Origin of the sequence: Sphingobium mellinum (assembly GCF_037860795.1) — a bacterium.
GTDB lineage: Bacteria > Pseudomonadota > Alphaproteobacteria > Sphingomonadales > Sphingomonadaceae > Sphingobium > Sphingobium mellinum.
In genome coordinates this window covers 354,409-377,135 of the sequence record NZ_JBANRK010000002.1, presented here as the reverse complement: position 1 = coordinate 377,135, position 22,727 = coordinate 354,409, and the positions used below count along the sequence as shown (strand labels likewise).

Sequence of the window (22,727 nt, the reverse complement as noted above, 5' to 3'; positions counted from 1 at the left end):
GCAGCGTTCTCCGACAGGTAACCATCGATAGAGGCGGGCCATCTTGGTGTTCACGCCCGCCTCTTCCAGGAACATGAGGCTCTTCGGATCAATCAAGTGCTGGGCTGCCTTTCACAGGTTTCGCCTCGCCGTCACCTCCGATCGGTTCTGTCCGGCTGCACACAGGTTCTTTCCTGAACGACAGTCTGAGCCGCCGCGCTGGATTTCACATCTCGCCGGTGCTGAGCGAACCACCATGTTCGGCCAGGAGCAGTCTTGCGCCTGTGCCAGTTTGATGCCGGGATGAGAGACCGGACATGCCTGTCCAACGCTGCCTCCTGCTCCAGTGAGAGCTTGCGAGACTGTTGGAGACGGGCCCGGATTGTTCCCGCTGTCACCGCACCCCGCGCCGGATCAGCGCCTTGTAGACCCCCAGCTACTCGCTGCCTGTCGAACCGCCATGCCGCCATCAACGGCGCCCAGCACCCGATCCCGCAAACCCTGGGAGCAACTTTGCCCTGATTGCCAATCCTTTGCCGCGCTCCATCTGACAGCTGCGTATGAATTACACGATCAGCATCTGGGGAATCATATCTCTGGATGAAGAGCATAGCGGACTTTCCCGAAAACTTCGTTTCGTCTGGCAACCGATAACAATTTCGCCAGTGAAGTGGCCACTGCTGGCTCCGCCGATGGGAGGGGAGGGGTCTGTTCGCGGAACAGGCCCGATCTGAATGGCGCCAATGGCCCCAAGGGGCGACAAGGGAGCTATTTGATGCACAGGATTCCTCGCCTCCGTCGTGGCGCCTCGCTGCTTGCCTGCTGCGCGGGCGCGCTTATGCCTTATGCCGCGTGGAGCCAAGCGCCGGCTGATGAAGGAACCGACACCATCACCGTCACGGGCCGCCGCATCTCTCAATCTTCCGAAGCGATCGGCGAGGACAAGATCAGCAACGTCGTGGCGGTGACGCGGGAAGCGCTCCTGTCCGCGCCGTCAGGCATTTCGGGCCTCAAGATGCTGGAGCAATTGCCCGGTTTCAACGTGCAGACGGATGGCGCGCTAGGCCTCTACGAGTTCGGCAACAGCGTCCAGACACGCGCTTTCAATCTCGACCAGATCGGGTTCGTGGTCGATGGAATCCCGACCGGCCGCAGCGATGCCTTTGGCGGTAGCCCGGTCTTCCGCTATGTCGACAATGAAAATCTGGGCGTGGTCGAGGCCTCGGTGGGCGCAGGCGATGTCAGCCTGCCCAGCTATTCGACGCTAGGCCCCGTAGTGCGGTATAACAGCATCGCGCCCCAGGAGGACATGGGCCTGTTCGTCTCGCAGAGTTTTGGCGACTTCAATATGAAGCGCACGTTCATCCGGGCAAGCACGGGGCGTGTCGGACCATTCAAGGCCTATGTCAGCCGGACCAAGTTGAATACCGACTTGTGGCGCGGTCCCGGCTCGGTCGACCGCGAACATTGGGAGGCCCAGGTCCAGGCGGACCTCGGCGGTGACAGCTGGGCTCGGCTCAAGTTCGTGTCGAATGACTTTTTCGATTATGATTCGCCGACGATCACGCGCGGGCAATATGCCTGTTCGGTCCAGAACGCGCTCGGTCAGTGCGGGCGGGACTTCGCCTATATCGAAAATGTGCCGAACACGACGCCCGGCTTCGCCCCGACCGCGCCCGGCATCTATTATTCCTATGCGGCCTATACCGCAGTTTATAATCTCGCCATCAACGTGCGGAAGGACAGGCTGTATGGCGCCACTGTCCACGCCGGCATCGCTGACGGCGTCTGGGCGGAATCAACGCTCTATTGGGAAAACAAGGATGGCTATGGGGTGTCTCCGGACAGCTATTCCAACTCGCTGAGCCGCTACACGCCGCAGGCAGCGGCGGGCCTTCCGGTTGTAGCCCCACTGGGCGTCCAATATGGCCGGTCTGGCGTTGGCGGCGATCGCTACGGAATTACGAGCAAGCTGCACTGGGAGGTTGGCAGCAACGCCATCGAGGCGGGGATCTGGGCGGAGACCGACAAATATCACCGGACCCAGGCCCGCTACAACACCACGGATGGCGCGCCTGACGGGACGCCCAATTTGAATGCGCCAGTCTATCTGCGACGGGATTACCGATCCAAGCGCGACACGCTCCAGATATTCCTCAAGGATACGATCAAGCTGGCGGACGATCGGCTGGTCCTTGATCTGGGCTTCAAGGGCCTGGTGATGGACTATGTTCAGCGCGGCTATCGGGACTTTGACGACTATTACCGGGTTGTGGGCGGCGTCGGTGTACCCGGCTGGGGTCCGCAGGCCAACACCGCCCATTACAAGGACATGTTCCTGCCGATGGCCGGTCTGCTCTACAAGCTCGATGGGCGAACACAGGTCTTTGCATCCTATGCCGAAAATATGGCGCTGCCCAAGGGCATGGACGACATCTATTCCGTGACGCGTCCGGGTAGTCCCGCGCTGGTGCCTCAGCCCGCACCCGAGCGATCGAAGAATATGGAACTGGGAATCCGCACCAACCAGGGCCAGCTCTACGCCTCTCTTGCGGCCTATTATACCCGGTTCGCCAACCGCATTCAGTCGATCACAACCTTCGTCCCGGGCGGTGGTAATTCTACCGAGACATTCTATCAGAATGTCGGACGTGTGCGCGCTTACGGCGTGGAGTTTGCGGGAACCTACAAGCCGGCCTTCCTGGGCGGGCTTGCCTATGGCAATATCAACGTCACTTACAATAATGCAAAGTTCAAGGACGATATCATCGCCTCGACCATCATCCCGATCGCCGGCAAGTTCCTGCCCGATAGCGCCAAATGGATCGTGGGCGGCGGCGTGACGGTCGAACCGGCCAGCTGGCTGGTCGCGAACATATCGGGCAAATATACGAGCCGCCGCTGGTCGACCTTCAACAACGCCCCGGGATCGAGCGTGCCGGGCTACACGGTCTTCAGTGCCTACGCCGACATCGGCGATGGCTTCAGCTTCGGCCCGGTCAAGAGCATCAAGGCGCGGATCAACGTGGACAATATCTTCGACAAGGACACGCTTTCCTTCATCTCCTCTTCGGTTACCGGCGACGGCGTGTTTCGTCCGCTCTCACCGCGTACCTTCCAGTTCACCCTGTCCGGCGAAATCTGATGCGGCCAGGACTCTGCAAGGGGGCGGCGCTCGCGCTGATGATCTCTTGGGCGGCGCAGGGGCAAGGACAGGACGTGTCCAGGGCAGCCGCGCGTCTGCATGAGCGGCTTGTCACGCTCGACACCCACCTCGATACCCCTGCCTCGCTGGACTTGCCCGGCTGGTCGATCGAGGAAGGTCATGACGTTCACACCGACTATACCCAGGTGGACCTGCCAAGGATGAAGAAGGGCGGGCTCGATGGCGGCTTCTGGGCCATTTACACGCCCCAGGGCCCGCTGACCGTGGAGGGTTTCCAGAAGGCGCGAGACTTTGCCATCCTGCGCGGCCTTTCGATCCGGGAGATGGTGGCGGCCCATCCCGCCGACTTCCAGCTCGCGCTTGAGGCGAAGGATGCCGCGACGATCGCGAAAGCGGGCAAGCGCATCGTCTACATGTCGATGGAGAATGCCTATCCCCTGGGCGAGGACGTGTCTCTGCTCAAGACTTTTTACGACATGGGCGTTAGGGTCGTCGGCTTTGCCCATTTCGCGCATAACCAGTTCGCCGACAGTTCGACCGACCCATCGAAGAAGCCGCGATATGGAGGGCTCAGTCCTTTAGGCAAGGAATTGCTCAAGGAGATGAATCGGCTCGGAATCGTGCCGGACGCGTCGCACAGCAGCGATCAGGTGCTCGATGATTTGCTCGCGATGTCAACGACACCCGTGCTGCTCACGCATTCCGGTTGCAAGGCCGTCTACGATCATCCACGGAATATTGACGATGATCACCTAAGGGCGCTCGCCGCCAAGGGCGGCGTCATCCAGATGAACGCCTACGGAGCCTATCTGCGCGAGATCAAGCCAAACCCGGAACGCCAGAAGGCTTTGGCCACCCTGTTCGCGCAAATGCGCGAGGATGCAAAGCTTTCACCCGAAAAGCGCGCCGAACTGCTCGCCCAGCGGCAGGAAATCGACCGTCGCTTTCCGGAGACAGACAGGGCGACATTCGACGATTTCATGGCGCACATGCTTCATGCTCTCAAAGTGGTGGGGCCGGACCATGTCGGCATCGGCCTTGACTGGGACGGGGGCGGTGGCGTGGCTGGCCTGGAAGACGTGCGCGATTTGCCCCGGATCACCGCTGCCTTGTTGCAGGCTGGCTACAGTGAGGTCGATATCCAGAAAATCTGGTCGGGCAATGTGTTGAGAGTGCTGGCGGCGGCCGAGGCAGCGAAGGCGCGGTAGGGGAAGCACAGAAGATGCGGGCGCGTCCGACGGGGCGAGCGCCAAAAGCTCGCTACCTACCCGCCCAGTAAGCTATCGATGAGGGGGCGTTGTTAACAATCCTCCTCAAGGGCCGATCGGCATGTCGATAGCGAAGCCGTTCCGCCCCTGCGCTCCAGTGCATCCAGAGTAGCGATCGCCATCGCCCGATAAGGCGGGAGTAGGGCGGGGCAAAGTTGTCGGAGGGCGGCGAGGTGGCGAATGATCGTCTCTCGATCGCCGCGAAGCAGGGGACCCGACAAGCCTGCCAGGCCGTCTGCGAGGCTGTTTTCCAACGCCGCACGGACCAGCGGCCCCAGCAAAGCCGCCGGGTCGTCCACGCCCGCCGCAGAAAGCGCCTCGAACGAACCCGCGATCAGCGTGACGAGGTGATTGGCGCCATGGCAAAGGGCGGCGTGGTAAAGCGGGCGATGCTCCTCCACGATCTCCATGGGCGCGCCGCCCAGGCGCCTGACGACGGCGAGAGCGGCCGCTCTCGCCTGGTCGTTGGACCCTGTTACCGCGAAGCGCGCGCCGATCATGCGCCCGATCTCTTCTTCCGGATCGCCGGTGAAGGTCATCGCCGGATGGATCGCCGCCGTCAGCCATCCCTTGGCGCGCAGCGGCGCCAATGTGCTGGCGCCACTGCGTCCGCTGACGTGAAAGACGAGCGGCGCATCGGCCCTGTCAACGGCTGCCATTTCCTCGACCCTCTGATCCATCGCATCGTCGGCAATGGCGAAGACCAGCAGATCGCAGGTCGTGGCGATGTCGGCCAAAGATGGCGCGCAACGCCCTTGACCGATGGCCTTGATCGCGGCGGAACAATGCGCGGGGTGCCGGCCCCATAGCAGCAGCGGTCCCGCGGAACGGTCGGCAAGGGCTAGCCCCATCGCGCGTGCGACCCGGCCCGTGCCGACAATTCCCACCTGTCGATAGGGCGGCGCGTCCGGCATCGCCTATTCGACCGCGCGGCTCATCAGCCGGTCCAGTCGTTCGGCAAAGGCCCGCGCATCGGCGGGCTGCTCCCCGTCGGCGATGCGCGCCTGGTCGAGCAGCAGGTGCGCGAGATCGGCCTTCAGGGGGTTGCTGTCGTCGGTATCCGCCAATTTTCGGATGAGCGCATGGCCCGGATTGATCTCCAGCACGGGGAGGGCGGTTTGCGGCAACTGACCGGCACTGGCGAGCAGCTTTTCCAGCTGTCGGTCCATGCCGCTGTCGGATGCGACCACGCAGACGGCGCTGCTGGTGAGCCGTTCGGACGCGCGCACGTCTGAAACAGCGTCCGCCAACGCGCCCTTGGCGAAGGCGAGGAAGCGCTCGATTGCGTCCGCATTCGCCGCTTCCGGTCTTTCAGCGCCCTCCACCAGTGGGATAAGACCAAGGTCGGCCGCGCCCTGCGTCACCGAGCGGAAGGGCTTGCCTTCGAAGTCCATGCCGACCGTTGTCCAGAAACTGTCGACCTGGTCAGTCAGCAGCAGTACCTCGATCCCTCGCGCGCGGAAACCTTCCAGCTGTGGCGAGCTTGAGAGCCGGTCGATGTCGCTGCCGGTCGCGTAATAGATCGCGGTTTGATTGTCCTTGAAGCCCGCGATATAGTCATTGAGCGATCGCCGGCCGTCCAGGTCGGCGGTGCTCCTGAACCGCGCGAGGCCGAGCAGGATTTCGCGCCGCTCAAAATCCTCATACAGGCCCTCCTTCAGGACCGCGCCGAAATTCTCCCAGATCCGTTGATAGGCTTCGGCGTCGTTCGCCGCTGTCTTCTGCAATTCGGTCAGGAGCCGCCCGGTCACGCCCTTCTGGATGGCAGCGAGGACCGGGCTGTCCTGGATCATCTCGCGCGACATGTTGAGCGGCAGGTCCGCCGAGTCGACCAGACCCCGCACGAAGCGCAGATAGCGCGGCAGGATGGGCGTTTCATCGGTGATGAAGACGCGGCGTACATAGAGCTTGATTCGCCCCTTGCGGTCGGGATCGAACAGGTCAAACGGCTTGGTTTCGGGGATGAAGGTCAGGACGGAATATTCATACCGGCCTTCGGCGCGATAATGGATCGTGCGCTCGGGCTTGTCATACTGACCTGCGACGCTGCGATAGAAATCGGCATAATCCTCCTCGCTGATTTCCGACCGGGGCTTGAGCCACAGCGCCGCGCCATCGGCGATCAGCGCGCTCTCCGCATCGGGCTTCTCGAACAGGGTGATCGGCACCGGGACATGGCCGGATTACGCCTTGACGATCCGCTCAACGGTGAAGCGTTCGGTATAGGATTTGGCATCGTCCAACAGATGCAGAACGACCCGCGTGCCACGGACCGGGGCCTGCGACGGGTCGACCGGGCCCACCGTATAGGCGCCAAGCCCGTCCGAGTTCCAGCGGGCCGCCTCGTCGCTACCTGCCCGGCGGGAAAAGACTTCCACCTCCTTTGCCACCATGAAGGCGGAATAGAAGCCGACGCCGAACTGCCCGATCAGTTGCGACCCTTCCTTGCCTTCACCGCTCGCGATCCTGTTCATGAACGCCTTCGTGCCCGATCGCGCGATCGTTCCCAGCGTGTCGCTCATGTCCGCGGCGGTCATGCCGATGCCATTGTCCTCGATCGTGAGCCGGCCTTGGTCCGGGTCGAGGGTGATGCTGATGCGCGGCTGCGGATCGTCCCCCAGCAGGGATGGTGTGGCTATGCCCTCATAGCGCAGCTTCTCGCACGCGTCGGCTGCGTTGGAAATCAACTCGCGCAGGAAAACGTCCCGGTCGGAATAGACCGAATGGACCATCATGTGCAGCAGCTTCGAAACATCGGCCTCAAAGGCATGGGTTTCCGCCGCCGCTACAGTATCGATCGTCATGGATGCTTACCCCTTGGAACTTTGGAACCGCGCGGAAATGGCGGTGGTCTGCTGATTTTGCAAGATCGCGCCTGCGGCCAAAGAACCTAGGCGCTCCGCACCCTCGTTTGACGCCTGCACGCGCGAGCGCTACCGCCGCCGCGATGATCGTCCTTCTTTCACCCGCCAAGACTCTCGACTTCGACAGCGCACTGCCGCCGCTCGACCCTTCCGTTCCACATTTCTCGGATGAGGCGTGCAGCCTGGCCCGATCGGCGTCAAATTTGACACAGAAGCGCCTGTCCGAGCTCATGCACATTTCCCCTCGGCTGGCCAAGCTGAACGCGGACCGTTTCCGTGACTTCCCAGACCTGCCGGAGCGGCCCGCCTTGTTCGCCTTTGCCGGTGACGTTTACACAGGTTTTGAAGCCGATACGCTGGATGAGGCGGGCATTGCCTTCGCGCAGGATCATGTCCGCATCCTCTCGGGTCTCTATGGTTTGCTGCGACCGCTTGATGCCATCCGGCCCTATCGGCTTGAGATGGGGACGCGTTGGGCGCCCCGCCGCAAGAGCCTGACAGACTGGTGGGGCGACCGCATCGCGCGGTTGCTGCTCGATCAGCTCGAGGCGGAAGGATCAGGGGTCGTGCTCAACCTTGCGAGCCAGGAATATTTCGCGGCGGTCAAGGACAGGCTGAAGGGCGTCCGCGTGATCGATGTAGATTTTCGCGAACAGGGCCCCGACGGTCCGCGCTTCGTCAGCTTCACCGCCAAGCGCGCGCGCGGCATGATGGCCCGATGGCTGTGCGAGCATCATGTCACTGACGTGGAAACCATGCGCGGCTTCGACAGCGACGGCTACCATTTCGACGCCGACGAAAGCGAAGCCGATCGATGGCGCTTCAGCAGGATGTGAAGACATCGGGCTGAGGCTGCTCGCGCCCGGATTGCGTTGCGCCCGGCGGCTTGTTCCCCCAATAGGGGACATGACAGATTCATTACACAGCAGCCCGGCCAAGCTCGACAGAATCCAGCAGAATCTTCTCGCCGCGGCAGAACGAAAGCTGCTCACCCGGTTATGCAGCCTTATGCCAGCTTGGGTCACGCCGGATCTGCTGACATTACTGGGGGTGATCGGCGCCTTCATGACCTTTGCAGGTTATGCTGCCAGCTTCTGGGGACCGGAATGGCTGCTGCTCGCAATCGCCGGCTATGCCGTCCAATGGTTCGGCGACTCCATGGATGGCAGCCTCGCGCGATATCGTCGCATAGAGCGGCCCTCCTATGGCTATTTCATCGACCATAGCTGCGATGGCCTCGTCGTCCTGCTGATATTGGCCGGCATGGGGCTCAGTCCTTTCGTGACCATGGATGTCGCCATGATCGCGCTGGCGGGCTATCTGCTGCTGTCGATCCATGCCTATCTGTCCGCCCGCGTGCTGGGCGAATTCAAATTGTCCTATCTGGCGGCGGGGCCGACCGAGCTGCGGCTGGTGCTAATCGCGCTGACCGTCATGATGATGATCTTGGGTTTCGGGCCAGGGATGTTCGGTCGGTGGTCCGGATTCGATATTTTCGTCGGCGGAGTTGGCGCCATCCTCATCATCCTGTTCATCATTCAGACGCTGGTGACGGGGCGGAGGCTAGCGGAGCAGGACGCCCGTACCTCCTGAACGAGGCCGGTTTTTTCTGGCGACGCCTTATCGATCCACTTCGCGCCACTGCCCCTGTGCGATGCCGTCGAGCGACCAGTCGCCGATCCGCCACCGAATGAGGCGCAGCGTCGGGTGGCCCACCGCTGCTGTCATGCGCCGCACCTGGCGGTTGCGTCCCTCGCGGATAGTCAACCGCAGCCAGCAATCCGGCACGCTCTTGCGGAACCGCACCGGCGGGTCGCGCGGCCATAGCGACGGAGGCTCGATGCGCTCGACTTCGGCCGGCAGGGTCGGACCGTCCTTCAATGTCACCCCGCGCCGCAGTGCCGCAAGAGCGGCCTCGTCCGCCTCGCCTTCCACTTGCGTCAGATAGGTTTTCGGCATCTTGAAACGCGGGTTGGCAATGCGTGCCTGCAGCCGGCCATCATCGGTCAGCAACAACAAGCCTTCGCTATCCAGGTCCAGCCGCCCGGCAGGGTAGACGCCGGGCCTGTCGAGGAACGCTGCCAATGTGGGGCGGTGCGGCCCGGTGCGTTCATCGCTGAACTGGCAGAGCACGCCATAAGGCTTGTTGAACAGGATGAGCGTCATCAGGCATCTTCTTCGCTGTCGAACGCAAGGCTGCCTTGATCGATCAGCGCTTCGATAAGGGCTTGCGTTTGGGGCGAGGCGGCCTGCGCCGCGGATAGTGCCGGGCTTCTTTCGGCGCACAGCCGCTCGGCCGCCAACGCCGTATCGCCATCGCAATCGAAGCACTCGCCGTCAACGAACAGCAGGATGGCCTCCTCGGTCCGACGGATGAACGCGAAGCGGCTGGCAGGATTGCGCACCAGCGGCATGCCTTGGGCAAGATGGCTGCACAGCGTTTCCCTCCCGATCGGCCGTTCCGGCCGCCAGTCGGTTTCGGCATATTTGGGCAGGCTGTTATAGCTTCCGAACCAGCGCGCGAAGGCGTCGCGGTCGGCCAGAGTCTCCATCACCATGGCGTGCAGGCGGTCGAGCGCTGGCGCGGCAATCTCGCCGGGATTGCCCTGCGCACTGAGGTCTGGGTCCGCATAGCGATCATCTTCGGCCATGCCGTTCGCCTGATGCTCGCTCCAATGTTCGACCAGTTCAGCTCGCGATGGCGCGCGAAAGCCGATCGAATAGGTCATGCAATCGTCGCCGACCGCCACGCCATCATGCGCGAAGCCAGGCGGCACATAGAGCATGTCGCCGGGTTCGAGGACCCATTCACCCGTGGGCTCGAAGTCGGCGATCAGACGCAGATCCTCGTGTGGCAACAACGGCGTCGCGGCATCGCATCGCGGCCCCACGCGCCATCGCCGCTTGCCCAGGCCCTGAACGAGAAATACGTCATACTGATCGAAATGCGGCCCAACGCCGCCGCCGTCGCTCGCATAGCTGACCATCACGTCGTCGATGCGCCAGTCGGGTACGAAGCGGAAGGGACCGATGAGCGCCGCCACCCCGGGAGAATGATGATCGACCGCCTGCACCAACAGCGTCCACGGGCCGCTCGTCAGCTTGCTGAACCTGTCGGGGTCGATCGGTCCGCTTTCCACCGCCAGATGATGTGCATCCCGGGTGATGAGGCGGGATTCCACGCCCTCTTCGCAGGCCAGCCCTGCGAGTTCATCGGGTTCGAGAGGATTGCGCCAGTCAGCCCATGGATTGCGGATCAGCAACGGGCGCTTTTGCCAATAATCGCGAAGGAACAGGTCAGAATTGAAATGGGGGATCTGCATGCCCCTCCATGCGTCTGCGCAAGCGCGCTGTCAAAGCCGGCGACTGCCCGCGAACCTACTATCCAGAGCATCGATTGTAACCGCATCCTGCCGTTTTTCGGGGCGGATGTAGATCGACGTCAATTGCGGGATCGCGCGCTTGAGGTCACATTCGATCTCTTCGATGATCGTCTCTGCGCGCCCCATCAGGATGTCGTCGACGAAGTCCGCGCTGATCGCGACGAACACGGCGTCGGGCGCGGTATGAATGGTGCGGACATGACGACATTGGCGCGAAGGCGGGTTGCGTTTTTCTTCGCTCACACCCCCTCATCCAGCCGGCCATGGGCTGGAAGCGCGGTTGCGGGGCGCGCCGTCATGACAGGCCGATCGAGCAGGCGTCCAAAGGGCAAGCTCCTGATTGTGCCAAGTCGCAACCGTCATTCAATCGGGCGCCGGGAGATCAGTTCCCAGCCGCGCTCTTCCGATGCGCATTATACGGAGATTGGCAGCACTCTTTCCACCTGCCCGTCGAGGCGCGATCGCAAAAGCCGCTAGGCCGACTCGTCCCGGTCCTTGAGCGCACTCGCGATCATGGCGGCGAGCGTTTCCTCCGCCCGGCTGCGGATGGCCGTGTCCTTGGCCGCGAGATCGTGGCGGATCCATTCCGGAATTCGCTCGATCACCGGCAGAACCGTGTTCATGATTGCATCGTCCATGGACATGCTATGGGATGGGAATCGTCGTCCGGCAAGATACTCGGCTAGGAAGATCGTCGCCGGTTTGTTGCAAAAGAAAAGCAAGCGTCAATATGTGGCAGCAGATCGCAGCCATCACTGTCGAGACGCATGGTCAAGGTCTGATAGACATTACCGGCGAAGTGCGGCGCTGGGTGAATGGCAGCGGGATCGAACAGGGTTGTTGACGCTTTTTTGCCGCCACACTTCCGCATTCCTTCTGATCCAGGAAAATGCAGCGCCCGGAAGCGCGTGCCGACCATCGGATCGGTGAGTAATGCCCATATCCTTTACGCAATCGTGACGACGCTTGCATTGCCGGTGCGACCGAGCAGCTTGACGACGACCCTCTGGTCCATCCGATCAAAGGCGATATCGACAGATGCGTCGCCAATCGCCAGCCGATGCAGCTGCAATTCATCAAGGAAGCTGGGAAGAGTGGGTTCAAAAAAGGAAATCTCGGCGCCTGCCACGTCGAATTTCAGTCCCAGCGTTGCTTGAATCAGGGACAGCGGCGCGGCGGCCGACCAGGCTTGGGGGCTGCATGCCACCGGATAAAAAGTGGGCCCCTGCGCCCGCCGGCGCGGAAAGCCGCAGAACAGTTCCGGCAGGCGCATCAGGTCGACATAGGTGGCTGCGGCGAACAGCCCTTCGAAAATCTGTGCCGCTTCGCGGCGATAGCCGTAGCGGGAAAAGCCTGCCGCGATCAACGCATTGTCATGCGGCCAGATGGATCCGTTATGATAGCTCATCGGATTGTAGCGCGCTTCGGTCGACGCGATTGTTCGTATGCCCCAGCCGGAGAAGGATGCGGGCGCCATCAAGGTGCGGACCACCGCTTCGGCGCGTTCTTCGCGGGCGAGACCGGTAAACAGGACGTGGCCCGCATTCGATGATCGCACTCGGCAAGGCCGCTTTTCCCCGTCGAGCGCCAGCACATAGGTGCCCAGCTCCGCGTCGAAGAAAGCGGCGTCGAACTTGTCGCGGAATGCATCGGCGCGGAGCCGATAGTCCGTGCTCCGCTCCGCATTGCCGAGCGCGCGATAAAGCGTCTCTGCCGCCCGCCAGGCACCATAAACATAGGCCTGCACCTCAGCGAGCGCGATCGGGCCGCGCGCTATGGTGCCGTCGGCATGGAACACCGAATCGTGGCTGTCCTTCCATCCCTGATTGACCAGGCCCTGGTCGGTCAGCCGGCCATATTCGACAAAGCCATCCTTGTCGCGATCGCCATGATCGTCGATCCAGGCAAGCGCGGCCTCTATGTGCGGCAGTAGCGATGCGATGAAGGCGGCGTCGCCGGTGCGATCGAGATATGCGCCCACCAGCATAACGAACAAGGGCGTCGAATCGATGCTGCCGTAATAATGGCGGAATGGCACCTCGCCCAGTTCCGCCATCTCGCCATGGCGCACCTCATGCAGGATCTTGCCTGGTTCCGCATCGGCGGCGGCGTCGAAGGTCGTGGCCTGATGCGCCGCCAGATAGCCCAGCACGCCCCGACTGATTGCGGGGTCAAGCCAAAGGGTCTCCAGCGCGGTGATGATCGCGTCCCGACCGAACACCGTGCTGAACCAGGGGATGCCGGCATAGGGGTAGGGTCCATATTCCGTGTCGGTCGACAACATGGTGATGTCGGCCACGGAACGACGGGCGACCTCATTGAACAATTGGTTGGATGATCGCACGCTGGCCGCGCGCGCGCGCGCCTGCTTCAGCGACTGCATGGCTTCGCGCAGCGCCTTGAGGAATTGACGACTGAAGGGTTCGCGGGACAATGGCGTGCGCTCGCACGCCACGCACATATATAGCGTCCGACGCTCGCCGGGCGGGACTGCCACCTCGAACCGGGCGTGCCTGTCGGCCAGTTCGTTGGGCGCCGGCTCGAAGCACAGATGAGTCTCGCGAATCTTGTTGTCCCGCCCCTCGTAACTCAGCAGCACATCAGCGGGGCCGATCACCGGATCCTGCATGGTTCCCTTGCGCAACCGGGTCATTCCCCGGATCTCGAACAGATCGGCGAAATCGGCCGCAAAGCTGATGCCGAGAGATATTATATGCGCTTGCGTATCGAAATTCCGGATGGTGATCCGCTCGTAAATAGCATCTTTCCAAAGGAAGCGTGTTCGACGCAGGTGGATGAGATCATGTTCCACCGTCATGCGACCATTTTCTCCCGTGAAATCGGGATTCGTAAGGTCGCAAGTCAGCATCGCGTTGTCATCACGCAACGCCGAACTCAACAGTATTGGCCGCAAGCCGTTTATCGTGAGGTAAAGGTGCGACAGATGACGAGTGTCGCGGTGATACAGGCCCTCGGGGCTTCCGGGGCCGGCGATGGCGTCGCCGCTATGGTCGAATACGGCAAAGCTGTCGCCATGCTTGAGCGTACGCGGCCTGCGTTCATGCAGGGACGCGGTGGCGGGGATGAAGAACTGGGTCTGTTGCTGCGACAGGATTTGCGCCGGCTCCGGAGTCGGGGCTTCCGGCTGCACCTGGCTTGCCGTCATATGACTCTCCTCACATTCTATCCGACGGCCTGGAGATGAAGCTCCGGATCGCCGCCGCGCAGGCGGCGCAGCCGCGCAGCCTGCGTGCGCGCACCAGGAAGTGCGTGATAGAGTGCGACATAGTCGGCCGCCATCCGGCCTGCTGTGAAGCGTGCGTCAAAGGCGGCACGCACCCGGCCGCGGTCAAGCTCGCCCAATCGGCCCACGGCTTCCACTGCCTGATCCTCGCTGTCCACGATGAAGCCGGAGACGCCATGGTCGATGACTTCGGGAACCGACCCGCAGTTGAAGGCAATGACCGGGGTGGCGCAGGCCATGGCCTCGATCATGACGAGGCCGAAGGGCTCAGGCCAGTCGATGGGGAAGAGGAGCGCGTTTGCTCCGCCCAGGAAGTCCGCCTTCTGCGCCTCGTTGATCTCCCCGATGTAATCGATGTTGGGGTGCATGCTGATGAGCGGCGCGATCTCGCTCTCCCAATAGTCGCGATCCACATTGTCGATCTTGGCCGCAATCTTGAGCGGCTTGCCCGATCGCGCGGCGATCCGGATCGCCCGATCCGGGCGCTTTTCCGGAGAAATGCGGCCTAGGAAAGCGAGATATCCCTCATCGCCTGCTATGCGCGGCGTCAGCAGGTTTGCCGGCAGGCCGTGGTGGATGGTCCCCGCCCAGTTGACCGGCGGCATCGGCAGGCGCTGATGATCGGAAATCGACACCAGACTATGGTTCGGAAAGGCGCGGTAGAAAGCCGGCAGGTCGGGCAGGTCGAGCCGTCCATGCAGCGTGGTGATGGTCCGGCCCACGAAATCCTGAACGAGCGGCATGTGGATCAGGTCGATATGAAAATGCAGCGCGTCAAATTCGTCCGCGCGCTGACGAACGGCTTCCAGCAGCATAATGTGATAGGGGATCGGGTCCCGCACATCAGGATTGAGCCGCAGCGCCATCTCCGTCACGGGGACCAGTTCGGCCCGGGTCACGGAATCCCCGCTGGCGAACAGCGTTACGTCATGTCCTTGGTCGACCAAAGCTTCCGTCAGATAGGACACGATCCGTTCGGTGCCGCCATAGAGTTTCGGCGGCACGCTTTCAGCCAGCGGGGCGATCTGCGCGATCTTCATGCGGTGTTCCCTCGATGTTGAACGGTGCCGTTACCAATGCGGCACGGCCGTTGACGTGAGTTTAAAGTCGCAACTGTCTCCAGAGTTGCATGGACGTGCGATTGCCCATGCATATTTTGCGAGGACACACATTTCGTCGCTGTTTCAGGCCTTTCGAACAGCCGGTCACATCGCTGACTTCGCACTGAAACAGTCCAGTTGCATGGGAGCGCATAAAATCAGCCAGCTGTCCGATAAGGGGGCCGATACGGCCTCGAGCAATGGAGGATGTGGTGACCATCGCGGCGATCGATTTCGAAGCGTCTTGCCTGCCCCGGCATGGGCGCTCCTTCCCCATTGAAGTCGGCGTCTCGGTTGCAGGCAGGACGCGTAGCTGGCTCATCCGCCCGCATGATAGCTGGTTGGGCTGGGATTGGACCGCTGAGGCGGAGGCCCTGCACGGTCTGACCCTATCCCGGATTCTGCGTGAAGGCCTTCCCGTAGACGCCGTGCTTGACCGGCTGATAGCGGCCGCAGAGGGACATCGTGTGGTGGCCGATAGCGTGATCGATCAATATTGGCTGGAGACGCTGGCCCGTGCCGCCGGCGAAAGCGCCCCTTTCCTGATCGATCATGTTTCGATAGTGCTGGATGAATATAGTGCCGGCGACCAGAGCATCGGCGCTGCCGTTGCTCATGCGGATTCCGTTCAGCCGGTTCGACACCGCGCGGGGTCTGATGCGGCCTGGCTGGCCGCCCTGATTCACCATGTTGTGAGTGATCGGCCCCACATCCCGGCCATGCCGCCGGCCGCGAGGATCCCGGCTGCTTCGGTGAGCGCCGGCAACAATTTGTAACATCCGGCAAATTTCAGAGACATTCGGACCGCCTAAATCTTCTGCGCCTGCCTCACGCACGCAAAGGAGACGATCCCATGTTTCACATTCTCGCAGCGGCCTCCGCCGCGCTGTCCTCAACGACGCCCGTTCACAGCCTCGACATCAGCCACGCGTCCAGCGACTATCGCGCCCAGTATCGCACTGAATCGACCATCCACCTCCGACAGGTCGAGCCGCGCTTCGGCAACCGCCCCGCGATGCCGGTCTGCCGCTGGCAGGCTGAACTGGTCCTCAACCGCACCGTCGACGCACGGGGTCAACCCATTGCCGTCGCAGCCAAGCCGATCCACCGCTTCACCCCCCTGTCCGGCAGCTATGCGGGGCCATGCTCTGCGGCGCGCAGTCAAATCGGCGCCGAAGTAGCGCGCTATTCGCAGGCGCGCGCCGCGGAAGCCGCGAGCGTGGCGCAGCAGGATCGTGCCGTGTTGGTGAATGACCTGGATGGCATCCACGCCGTGTCCGTGAAGGGCGGATGAGTCCACCACTGATCCTGGTCGTCGAGGAGCAGCAGGACCTGCGCGACCAGGTTCGGGAGGGGCTGGAGCAGAACGGCTTTCGGGTCCTGCCCGCTGCCTCGTCGTCGGACATCTGGCGCGCCATGGAGTCCATGCCGGTGCGGGCGATGGTGCTCGATGCCGCGCTTCGCGGACCGCATGGGTTGGACCTGTGCCGCGACGTGCGCGAACGGAGCGAGGTGCCGATCATCCTGGTCGGCGCGAACAGCAGCGAGGTCGACCGGGTGGTCGGGCTGGAGCTCGGCGCCGACGACTATATGGCCAAACCCTACTCGCCCCGAGAACTGGCCGCACGGCTGCGCGCCGTGCTGCGTCGCGGGCGAAGCGAGCGCATGCTGGGCCTGAGGCGGCAGACGACGGCGCGGTTCGATGGCTGGGCCGTCGATTCCAGCCGGCGTGAGGTGCGTGATCCGGGCGGTCGCATTGTTGACCTTACGGTGGCGGAATTTTCGCTGCTCGCCGTGCTGATGGATCATTCGCATGCCGTTCTCTCGCGTGAGCGCCTCATGGAACTGGGCGGGGTACGCGACGCGCCTTCATCCGATCGCAGTGTCGATGTGTTGGTGAGCCGCTTGCGGCGCAAGCTTGGCCGTGGTGGCCATGCAGCGCCGATCGTGACGGTGCGGGGCACCGGCTACATGCTGAGCGCCGTCGTCGACCGGAGCTGATCAGCCTCGGTGCAGGCCGCAGATCGGGAAAGTTTTCGAGACATATTATTTAACAAAGCCGCTGCGCCGCAGCAAAGCCGCTTCCCTATTCTTGAGGATCAGCCCGGTCTGCCTCTGACCGGTTCGAACCAGAAGGATGGAGAAGCCATGAACGAGCTTATCGGTCGCGTGTTCAGCTTCGAGACGAAAGTCTTCCCGAACGAAAGCGCGCTTTACAATCAGTTGGCCAGCGACGGTCAAAGCCCCAAGGCACTGATGATATCCTGCGCCGACTCCCGCATCGTGCCGGAACATATCATGCAGGCGCAGCCTGGCGATCTGTTCGTCTGCCGCAACGCGGGAAACATCGTGCCGCCGCACGCCACCCAGAATGGCGGCGTCACCTCAACCGTCGAATATGCGGTGATGGTGCTGGGCGTGCGTGACATCATCGTCTGCGGCCATAGCGACTGCGGCGCGATGAAGGCGCTGTCCACCGACGCGGACCTGGCCGCGATGCCCAATGTCGCGGCCTGGCTGCGGCACAGCCATGCGGCACAGAAGGTCTGCCGCGAAAACTATCGTGGCGATCTGAGCGACGCCGACAAGTTGCGCAACATGGCGCTGGAAAATGTCGTCGCACAGCTCGCGCATCTTCGTACGCATCCCTCTGTCGCGTCCGGCATCGCACGCGGCGAGATCGCGCTGCACGGCTGGTATGTGGATATCCATGCAGGCCAGGTGCTTGGCCTGGATGGCGAAACGGGCCGCTTCCTTCCCCTGCGCGAAGGCCAGCCCATGCCGATCGCTCTTCCCCATGGCCGCCGCCTTGCGGCCGGCGCCGATTATGCCGAGGCGGCGGAGTAAGTGATGAACAAGCCTCTTTCAGGCGGCACGTTCAGCCGCGACTTCACCGCGTCCATCGTTGTGTTCCTTGTGGCTATGCCGCTTTGCATGGGCATTGCGGTCGCTTCCGGCGTGCCGCCGGAAAAGGGGCTCATCACCGGCATCATCGGGGGCCTTGTCGTCGGCCTGCTCGCCGGATCGCCGCTTCAGGTCAGCGGTCCGGCGGCGGGGCTTGCGGTCATCGTGTTCGAAATCGTCCGCGAACAGGGGCTCTCCGCTCTTGGGCCCATCCTCATCCTGGCGGGCGCGATCCAGCTCGTCGCCGGTATCCTCAGGGTCGGTGGCTGGTTTCGCGCCATATCGCCGGCGGTGGTGCACGGCATGCTGGCCGGCATCGGCGTGCTGATCGTGGTCGGCCAGTTCCATGTGCTGTTCGACGACAAGCCCTTGTCCAGCGGCCTGGCCAACCTGATCGCCATGCCGGGCCAGATCTTCGGCCTCAGCAATCAGGACGCGGCGACCGCTTTTGCGATCGGCCTTGTCACCATCGGTTCAATGATCGGGTGGGAGAAATTTCGCCCTGCTTCGCTCAAGCTGCTGCCGGGCGCGCTTGTCGGCGTGGTGCTGGCGACGCTGGTTGCCTTTGCCTTGGGCCTGCCGGTGGCGCGGGTCGTCGTGCCCGAATCCATAGTGGCGGCCGTCACGCTGCCCGATCAGGGGCTGCTCCAGCAGCTCATGAACCCCGCCATCATCACCACGGCGATTGCGATCGCTTTTATCGCCAGCGCCGAAACGCTGCTGTCGGCCGCCGCGGTCGACCGCATGCACGATGGCGTGCGCACTAACTATAATCGTGAACTGAGCGCGCAGGGGATTGGCAACCTGCTCTGCGGCGTCGCGGGCGCCTTGCCGATGACGGGTGTGATCGTGCGCAGTTCCGCCAACGTCCAGGCTGGAGCGAAGACGCGTCTGTCCACCATCCTGCACGGCATCTGGATCCTGGGGTTCGTCGCCCTGCTGCCGTGGCTGCTGCGGGAAATTCCCATGGCTGCGCTCGCTGGCGTCCTGGTCGTTACCGGTGTGCGGCTGGTCAGCGTCGACCATGTGAAGCACCTGCTCCATCGCTATGGCCCTCTGCCGGCCGTTGTCTGGGCGGCGACGCTCATCATGGTGGTGGCGACCGATCTACTGACCGGCGTGCTCGTGGGCATCGGCCTGTCGCTGCTCGAACTGCTGCCCCATGCGCGGCGCCTGCGTTTGGGCGTGGACGAGGAGCATCGCGACGACGCGCACGAGGTCGCGCTGCATGGCACCGCTACCTTCCTCACGCTGCCCAAGCTCTCAGCCAGGCTGGAAGCCGTGCCCGCCCAGCGGGCCGTCATCCTGAATGTCGAGCGGCTCTCCGATATCGACCACACCTGCGCGGAAATGGTGCGCGAATGGATCGACCGCCGCCGTGGCACGGGAACACCCGTCGAACTGTTCGGCGCTACCGGGCTGGTTCGCAAGCTCGTCGCCTGATCCCCGACCCCATCGGGCGACCTGAGCCGCCGCGTCTTTTCCGGGCGCGGCGGCTCTTTCATTTGCTGACGCCATCGGGAAACAGAATGGACACATCCAGAATGGCACAGGCAAATAACCGTGCTGCCGGGGACACAGCCGGAGCGCGTCCCTTCGCAGATGCGGAAATAGCCGTTCCTCCCCACGGCTGCGCGCCCTAGCCTTGTCTCGATCCGCCGGCACCCGAGGCGCCAAGATCGAAGGGCCATGAGCGGACGCAGGACGGAACATTCTGACCAAAAAGGGGAATGTTCATGAAATATCAGATCGCCTGTGCCGCCCTCGCTCTTCTGTCGAGCGTGCCGGCCTTGGCGCAGGAAGAACCCAAAGGTCCGGTGACCGTGTCCGGCAGCGTGGCGCTGGTTTCCGACTATCGCTTTCGCGGCGTGTCGCAGACCGACAAGGGGATGGCCATCCAGGGCGGCATAACTGCAACCCATGAAAGTGGGGCCTATGTCGGCACCTGGGCGTCCAACCTCGCCGGCTGGGGTCAGTTCGGGGGCGCCAACATGGAGCTCGACCTGTTCGCGGGCTATGCCATCCCGCTGGGCGGCGCGACGCTGGACGTCGGGCTTACCTGGTACATGTACCCTTCGGGCGCTGACAAGACCGACTTCGCCGAACCCTATGTGAAGCTATCGAGCCAACTGGGACCGGTAAAAGGCCTGTTGGGTGTAGCCTATGCGCCCAAGCAGCAGGCGCTGGGCAACTGGTGCAGTGATGCGGCCTGCACGATCTTCAATCCGGGCGACAAGGAAGACAATCTCTATGTGTGGGGCGACATCAGCGGGGCAGTGCCGAACACGCCGCTCACGCTGAAGGCGCATCTGGGCTGGTCGAACGGCAATCCCGGCCTCGGTCCGAACGGCACCTCGATCGCGCCGACGGGAAAATATCTCGATTGGCTGGTCGGCGCTGATTTCGCTGTCCCCGGCACGCCGCTGACCCTGGGCGTCGCCTATGTCGATACCGACATCGCTCGCGTCGAGGAAAATTACATCCGCCCCAACTTCATGGTTCAGGACGGCGACAATTTCGGCAAGTCCATCGCGCGCAGCCAGGTGGTCTTCTCCCTCTCGGCCGCATTCTGACGTGAACCAAGCCGGGCCGGGCGGTTTCGCCCTGGCCCGGCATGACATTTCTTGCTCGGCTGACGAGCGAAAATGTCCCCTCCATGACAAATTGTTGCTGCACTCCCTGCCGCCTGCTTCCCCGGCAACGTCCGGTTGACCGTTCCGGTGCCCCCCCTTATCTCCGGGCGCATGAGCCGACACCGCCTCGCGCCTTTCCCGGCATGACCGCTCCCACGATCATCCTCGTCGAAGACGACCCGCCGCTGCGCACCCTGACCGCGCGGGCGCTTCAGGAACATGGCTATCAGGTGCGACCTGCCTCGTCGGGCCCGGAAATGTGGGTAGCCTTTGATGCCGGTCCCGTCGACCTGGTGGTTTTGGACGTGATGCTGCCCGGCACCAATGGCATCGATCTTTGCAGGCAGATCCGTCGCAAGAGCGATGTCCCCATCATCTTCATCAGCGCCAAGGGCAGCGAGACGGACCGGATCGTCGGCCTGGAACTGGGCGCCGACGACTATCTGCCCAAGCCCTTCGGTACGCGCGAGCTGATCGCCCGCATCCGCGCCATCTTGCGCCGGGTCGGTGTAGAGCGCGGCCCCGAAGACCATCGGGAGAATGAGGCGCGCTTCGACGGCTGGATCGTCAACTTCCCGCGCCGCGAGCTGCGATCGCCGACCGGAGCGGCCGTTGATCTGACCGGCGCGGAATTTGATCTGCTGGGCAGCTTTCTCAGTCACCCGCAGCGGGTCATTGCCCGAGAGCGCCTGATCGAGCTGTCGCGCACGCGCATGGGCGACAGTTCCGATCGCAGCATCGACGTTTTGGTCAGCCGTCTGCGCCGCAAGCTGTCGACGCAGGACAGGGCGGCGCCGATCACGACCGTGCGCGGGGTCGGCTACATGTTCAATGCCGAGGTGAGCCGCGCTTGAGGCGGCATGTCCGCCGTTCGCTGGGGCTTGTCGGTCGGCTGTTCGTCATCCTGCTGCTGGCGCTGACTCTGGAGTTCGCGGTCGGCACCCTGATCTACGAGCGCGCCGGCCACCTGTCGCTCCAGGATGATGAGGCCCGGCGTCTGGCCGAGCATCTGGTCATCGCCCGCAAGCTGCTCGCGGAGCAGCCGGCCGAGGACCGGCACGCGCTCGCCATCCAGCTGACCACCGACCGCTATGACGTGCACTGGACGCCCGCCGCTCCGCCGCCACCCGCCCTTGCCCCCGAATTGGCGCGGATGCGGCGTCAGATCGTCACATGGGAACCATCGCTGGATCAATCGCAGCTCTGGTTGCGCCTGGCCTCGCCAGGACGCGTGGCGGAGATCAACGGTGGCCTGCAACTTCCTGACCGGAGCTGGCTCTATTTCGGCATGCGGCACAGCGGCGGGAAGTGGACCTTCACCATCGGGCGTATCGGCCTTGCGCTCATCCCGGTGGTGGCGCTGCTGGTGGCTGGCGGGGTGCTGATCCGCAGGACCCTGGCGCCGCTCAAGGACCTGACCAGAGCCACCGAACATATTGGCCTCAGCAATGAAGTGGTCGTGACAGAGGGCGGCACCAGTGACGTGCGCGATCTCATCCGCGCCTTCAATGCCATGCAGAAACGCATCCATCGCCTGATAAGCGAGCGCACCGAGACGCTCGCCGCTGTGGGGCATGATCTGCGCACGCCGCTCGCGCGTTTGCAGCTCCGGCTGGAAGGGCTGACCGACAGCAACACGCGCGAGGCCCTGGGTGAGGACCTGGCCGAAATGGGGGCGATGATCGAATCCCTGCTCGCCTTCCTTGGCGGTGAGAAGAATGGAGAGGCGGCGATCCGCACCGATATTGCCGTCACGGTCGCGACGATCGTCGACGCTTTCCAGGATCAAGGGCAGGACGTCGTCTATGAGGGTCCCGCCCATCTGGAGATCATGGCCCGGCCCCTGTCTCTTCGCCGCGCGGTGATGAACCTCATCGAAAACGCCCTGCACTATGGCCATCGCGCTGATGTCCGGGTCGAGCGCCGGGCGCGCGAACTCTTGATCCGCATCGATGACGAGGGGCCGGGCATCCCTCGCGACAAGCTGGAGGAGGTGCTCAAGCCCTTCGCCCGGCTGGACGAGGCGCGGCAGCGCAACACGCGCGGTCTTGGCCTTGGGCTTGCCATCGTCGCCAAGGCGGTGGAGCAGGAAGGGGGCTTGCTCACCCTGGCCAACCGTCCGGCAGGCGGCCTGCGCGCGGAAATTTGCCTGCCGCTGGCCGTTCCTGCCGAAAAGCGCTGAGATC

Annotated in this window: 18 protein-coding genes and 2 pseudogenes; 12 read left to right on the top strand and 8 right to left on the bottom strand. The window is 63.2% G+C overall.

The features are described from left to right. Positions 1 to 754: 754 nt before the first annotated feature. Together AAC640_RS06190 and AAC640_RS06185 are read left to right on the top strand one after the other, a co-directional pair. Positions 755 to 3,124, top strand: coding sequence for a TonB-dependent receptor (locus AAC640_RS06190; RefSeq protein ID WP_340265220.1), 2,370 nt, complete (start codon positions 755 to 757; stop codon positions 3,122 to 3,124). Continuing rightward, a complete protein-coding gene (locus tag AAC640_RS06185; RefSeq protein WP_340265219.1) occupies positions 3,124 to 4,353 on the top strand; it encodes a dipeptidase in 1,230 nt (409 codons plus the stop codon). Before AAC640_RS06190 ends, AAC640_RS06185 begins: the two co-directional genes overlap by 1 nt. A gap of 92 nt (positions 4,354 to 4,445) precedes the next feature. Here the strand turns inward: AAC640_RS06185 and AAC640_RS06180 are convergent, their stop codons facing one another. Both AAC640_RS06180 and htpG read right to left on the bottom strand, forming a co-directional pair. Continuing rightward, positions 4,446 to 5,327 carry a Rossmann-like and DUF2520 domain-containing protein gene (locus AAC640_RS06180; protein WP_340265218.1) on the bottom strand — a complete coding sequence of 294 codons (882 nt, stop codon included), beginning with the start codon at positions 5,325 to 5,327 and terminating at the stop codon, positions 4,446 to 4,448. A gap of 3 nt (positions 5,328 to 5,330) precedes the next feature. Further along, positions 5,331 to 7,217 (bottom strand): annotated as a pseudogene (gene htpG / locus AAC640_RS06175) (molecular chaperone HtpG). A gap of 143 nt (positions 7,218 to 7,360) precedes the next feature. On the opposite strand from htpG, the gene yaaA reads away from it, so the two are divergent. Beyond that, a complete protein-coding gene (gene yaaA, locus AAC640_RS06170; RefSeq protein ID WP_340265366.1) occupies positions 7,361 to 8,113 on the top strand; it encodes a peroxide stress protein YaaA in 753 nt (250 codons plus the stop codon). 70 nt (positions 8,114 to 8,183) lie between these two features. Beyond that, a complete protein-coding gene (locus AAC640_RS06165) occupies positions 8,184 to 8,870 on the top strand; it encodes a CDP-alcohol phosphatidyltransferase family protein (RefSeq protein ID WP_340265217.1) in 687 nt (228 codons plus the stop codon). A gap of 27 nt (positions 8,871 to 8,897) precedes the next feature. On the opposite strand, the gene AAC640_RS06160 is transcribed toward AAC640_RS06165, so the two are convergent. The 6 genes and pseudogenes from AAC640_RS06160 to AAC640_RS06135 form a co-directional block, all read right to left on the bottom strand. Beyond that, complete coding sequence (locus AAC640_RS06160) at positions 8,898 to 9,443, bottom strand: pseudouridine synthase (protein ID WP_340265216.1); 546 nt, start codon at positions 9,441 to 9,443, stop codon at positions 8,898 to 8,900. Next, positions 9,443 to 10,600 carry a JmjC domain-containing protein gene (locus tag AAC640_RS06155; RefSeq protein ID WP_340265215.1) on the bottom strand — a complete coding sequence of 386 codons (1,158 nt, stop codon included), beginning with the start codon at positions 10,598 to 10,600 and terminating at the stop codon, positions 9,443 to 9,445. The genes AAC640_RS06160 and AAC640_RS06155 overlap by 1 nt, the downstream gene beginning before the upstream one ends. A gap of 30 nt (positions 10,601 to 10,630) precedes the next feature. Then, positions 10,631 to 10,861, bottom strand: a pseudogene (locus AAC640_RS06150) (hypothetical protein); the annotation flags it as partial. Positions 10,862 to 11,133: 272 nt separating this feature from the next. Continuing rightward, positions 11,134 to 11,283, bottom strand: a complete 150-nt coding sequence (locus tag AAC640_RS06145; RefSeq protein ID WP_340265214.1) for a DUF6771 family protein — start codon at positions 11,281 to 11,283, stop codon at positions 11,134 to 11,136. Positions 11,284 to 11,606: 323 nt separating this feature from the next. Further along, entirely contained in the window at positions 11,607 to 13,826 is a 2,220-nt protein-coding gene (locus tag AAC640_RS06140) for an amylo-alpha-1,6-glucosidase (protein ID WP_340265213.1), read from the bottom strand. Between the two features lie 17 nt (positions 13,827 to 13,843). After that, a complete protein-coding gene (locus AAC640_RS06135; RefSeq protein WP_340265212.1) occupies positions 13,844 to 14,944 on the bottom strand; it encodes a glycosyltransferase family 4 protein in 1,101 nt (366 codons plus the stop codon). A 260-nt stretch (positions 14,945 to 15,204) separates the two neighbouring features. Between AAC640_RS06135 and AAC640_RS06130 the strand changes: the two genes are divergently transcribed. The 8 genes from AAC640_RS06130 to AAC640_RS06095 all read left to right on the top strand — a co-directional run bounded on the left by AAC640_RS06130 (position 15,205) and on the right by AAC640_RS06095 (position 22,723). Beyond that, positions 15,205 to 15,780, top strand: coding sequence for a hypothetical protein (locus tag AAC640_RS06130; RefSeq protein ID WP_340265211.1), 576 nt, complete (start codon positions 15,205 to 15,207; stop codon positions 15,778 to 15,780). Positions 15,781 to 15,857: 77 nt separating this feature from the next. Then, positions 15,858 to 16,298 (top strand): hypothetical protein, encoded by a 441-nt coding sequence (locus AAC640_RS06125; protein ID WP_340265210.1) that lies wholly within the window; start codon positions 15,858 to 15,860, stop codon positions 16,296 to 16,298. Then, positions 16,295 to 17,005, top strand: coding sequence for a response regulator transcription factor (locus AAC640_RS06120; protein WP_340265208.1), 711 nt, complete (start codon positions 16,295 to 16,297; stop codon positions 17,003 to 17,005). Before AAC640_RS06125 ends, AAC640_RS06120 begins: the two co-directional genes overlap by 4 nt. 147 nt (positions 17,006 to 17,152) lie before the next feature. Further along, positions 17,153 to 17,851, top strand: coding sequence for a carbonic anhydrase (locus tag AAC640_RS06115; protein WP_340265207.1), 699 nt, complete (start codon positions 17,153 to 17,155; stop codon positions 17,849 to 17,851). Between the two features lie 3 nt (positions 17,852 to 17,854). Beyond that, positions 17,855 to 19,351 carry a SulP family inorganic anion transporter gene (locus tag AAC640_RS06110; RefSeq protein ID WP_340265206.1) on the top strand — a complete coding sequence of 499 codons (1,497 nt, stop codon included), beginning with the start codon at positions 17,855 to 17,857 and terminating at the stop codon, positions 19,349 to 19,351. 287 nt (positions 19,352 to 19,638) lie between these two features. Further along, the gene (locus tag AAC640_RS06105) at positions 19,639 to 20,481 is read left to right on the top strand and encodes a TorF family putative porin (RefSeq protein ID WP_340265205.1); all 843 of its coding nucleotides are present in this window, start codon (positions 19,639 to 19,641) and stop codon (positions 20,479 to 20,481) included. 203 nt (positions 20,482 to 20,684) lie between these two features. Further along, positions 20,685 to 21,395, top strand: a complete 711-nt coding sequence (locus AAC640_RS06100) for a response regulator (RefSeq protein WP_340265204.1) — start codon at positions 20,685 to 20,687, stop codon at positions 21,393 to 21,395. Further along, positions 21,392 to 22,723 carry an ATP-binding protein gene (locus AAC640_RS06095; RefSeq protein WP_340265203.1) on the top strand — a complete coding sequence of 444 codons (1,332 nt, stop codon included), beginning with the start codon at positions 21,392 to 21,394 and terminating at the stop codon, positions 22,721 to 22,723. Before AAC640_RS06100 ends, AAC640_RS06095 begins: the two co-directional genes overlap by 4 nt. The last annotated feature ends 4 nt before the right edge of the window (positions 22,724 to 22,727 follow it).

Excerpts from the sequence above, each read along its gene's own strand:
- AAC640_RS06125 (WP_340265210.1), top strand. The coding sequence starts at position 15,858 with ATGTTTCACATTCTCGCAGCGGCCTCCGCCGCGCTGTCCTCAACGACG.
- AAC640_RS06140 (WP_340265213.1), bottom strand. The coding sequence starts at position 13,826 with ATGACGGCAAGCCAGGTGCAGCCGGAAGCCCCGACTCCGGAGCCGGCG.
- AAC640_RS06115 (WP_340265207.1), top strand. The coding sequence starts at position 17,153 with ATGAACGAGCTTATCGGTCGCGTGTTCAGCTTCGAGACGAAAGTCTTC.
- AAC640_RS06135 (WP_340265212.1), bottom strand. The coding sequence starts at position 14,944 with ATGAAGATCGCGCAGATCGCCCCGCTGGCTGAAAGCGTGCCGCCGAAA.
- AAC640_RS06190 (WP_340265220.1), top strand. The coding sequence starts at position 755 with ATGCACAGGATTCCTCGCCTCCGTCGTGGCGCCTCGCTGCTTGCCTGC.
- AAC640_RS06145 (WP_340265214.1), bottom strand. The coding sequence starts at position 11,283 with ATGAACACGGTTCTGCCGGTGATCGAGCGAATTCCGGAATGGATCCGC.
- AAC640_RS06105 (WP_340265205.1), top strand. The coding sequence starts at position 19,639 with ATGTTCATGAAATATCAGATCGCCTGTGCCGCCCTCGCTCTTCTGTCG.
- yaaA (WP_340265366.1), top strand. The coding sequence starts at position 7,361 with ATGATCGTCCTTCTTTCACCCGCCAAGACTCTCGACTTCGACAGCGCA.
- AAC640_RS06110 (WP_340265206.1), top strand. The coding sequence starts at position 17,855 with ATGAACAAGCCTCTTTCAGGCGGCACGTTCAGCCGCGACTTCACCGCG.
- AAC640_RS06120 (WP_340265208.1), top strand. The coding sequence starts at position 16,295 with ATGAGTCCACCACTGATCCTGGTCGTCGAGGAGCAGCAGGACCTGCGC.
- AAC640_RS06155 (WP_340265215.1), bottom strand. The coding sequence starts at position 10,600 with ATGCAGATCCCCCATTTCAATTCTGACCTGTTCCTTCGCGATTATTGG.
- AAC640_RS06165 (WP_340265217.1), top strand. The coding sequence starts at position 8,184 with ATGACAGATTCATTACACAGCAGCCCGGCCAAGCTCGACAGAATCCAG.
- AAC640_RS06185 (WP_340265219.1), top strand. The coding sequence starts at position 3,124 with ATGCGGCCAGGACTCTGCAAGGGGGCGGCGCTCGCGCTGATGATCTCT.
- AAC640_RS06160 (WP_340265216.1), bottom strand. The coding sequence starts at position 9,443 with ATGACGCTCATCCTGTTCAACAAGCCTTATGGCGTGCTCTGCCAGTTC.
- AAC640_RS06130 (WP_340265211.1), top strand. The coding sequence starts at position 15,205 with ATGGAGGATGTGGTGACCATCGCGGCGATCGATTTCGAAGCGTCTTGC.
- AAC640_RS06180 (WP_340265218.1), bottom strand. The coding sequence starts at position 5,327 with ATGCCGGACGCGCCGCCCTATCGACAGGTGGGAATTGTCGGCACGGGC.
- AAC640_RS06100 (WP_340265204.1), top strand. The coding sequence starts at position 20,685 with ATGACCGCTCCCACGATCATCCTCGTCGAAGACGACCCGCCGCTGCGC.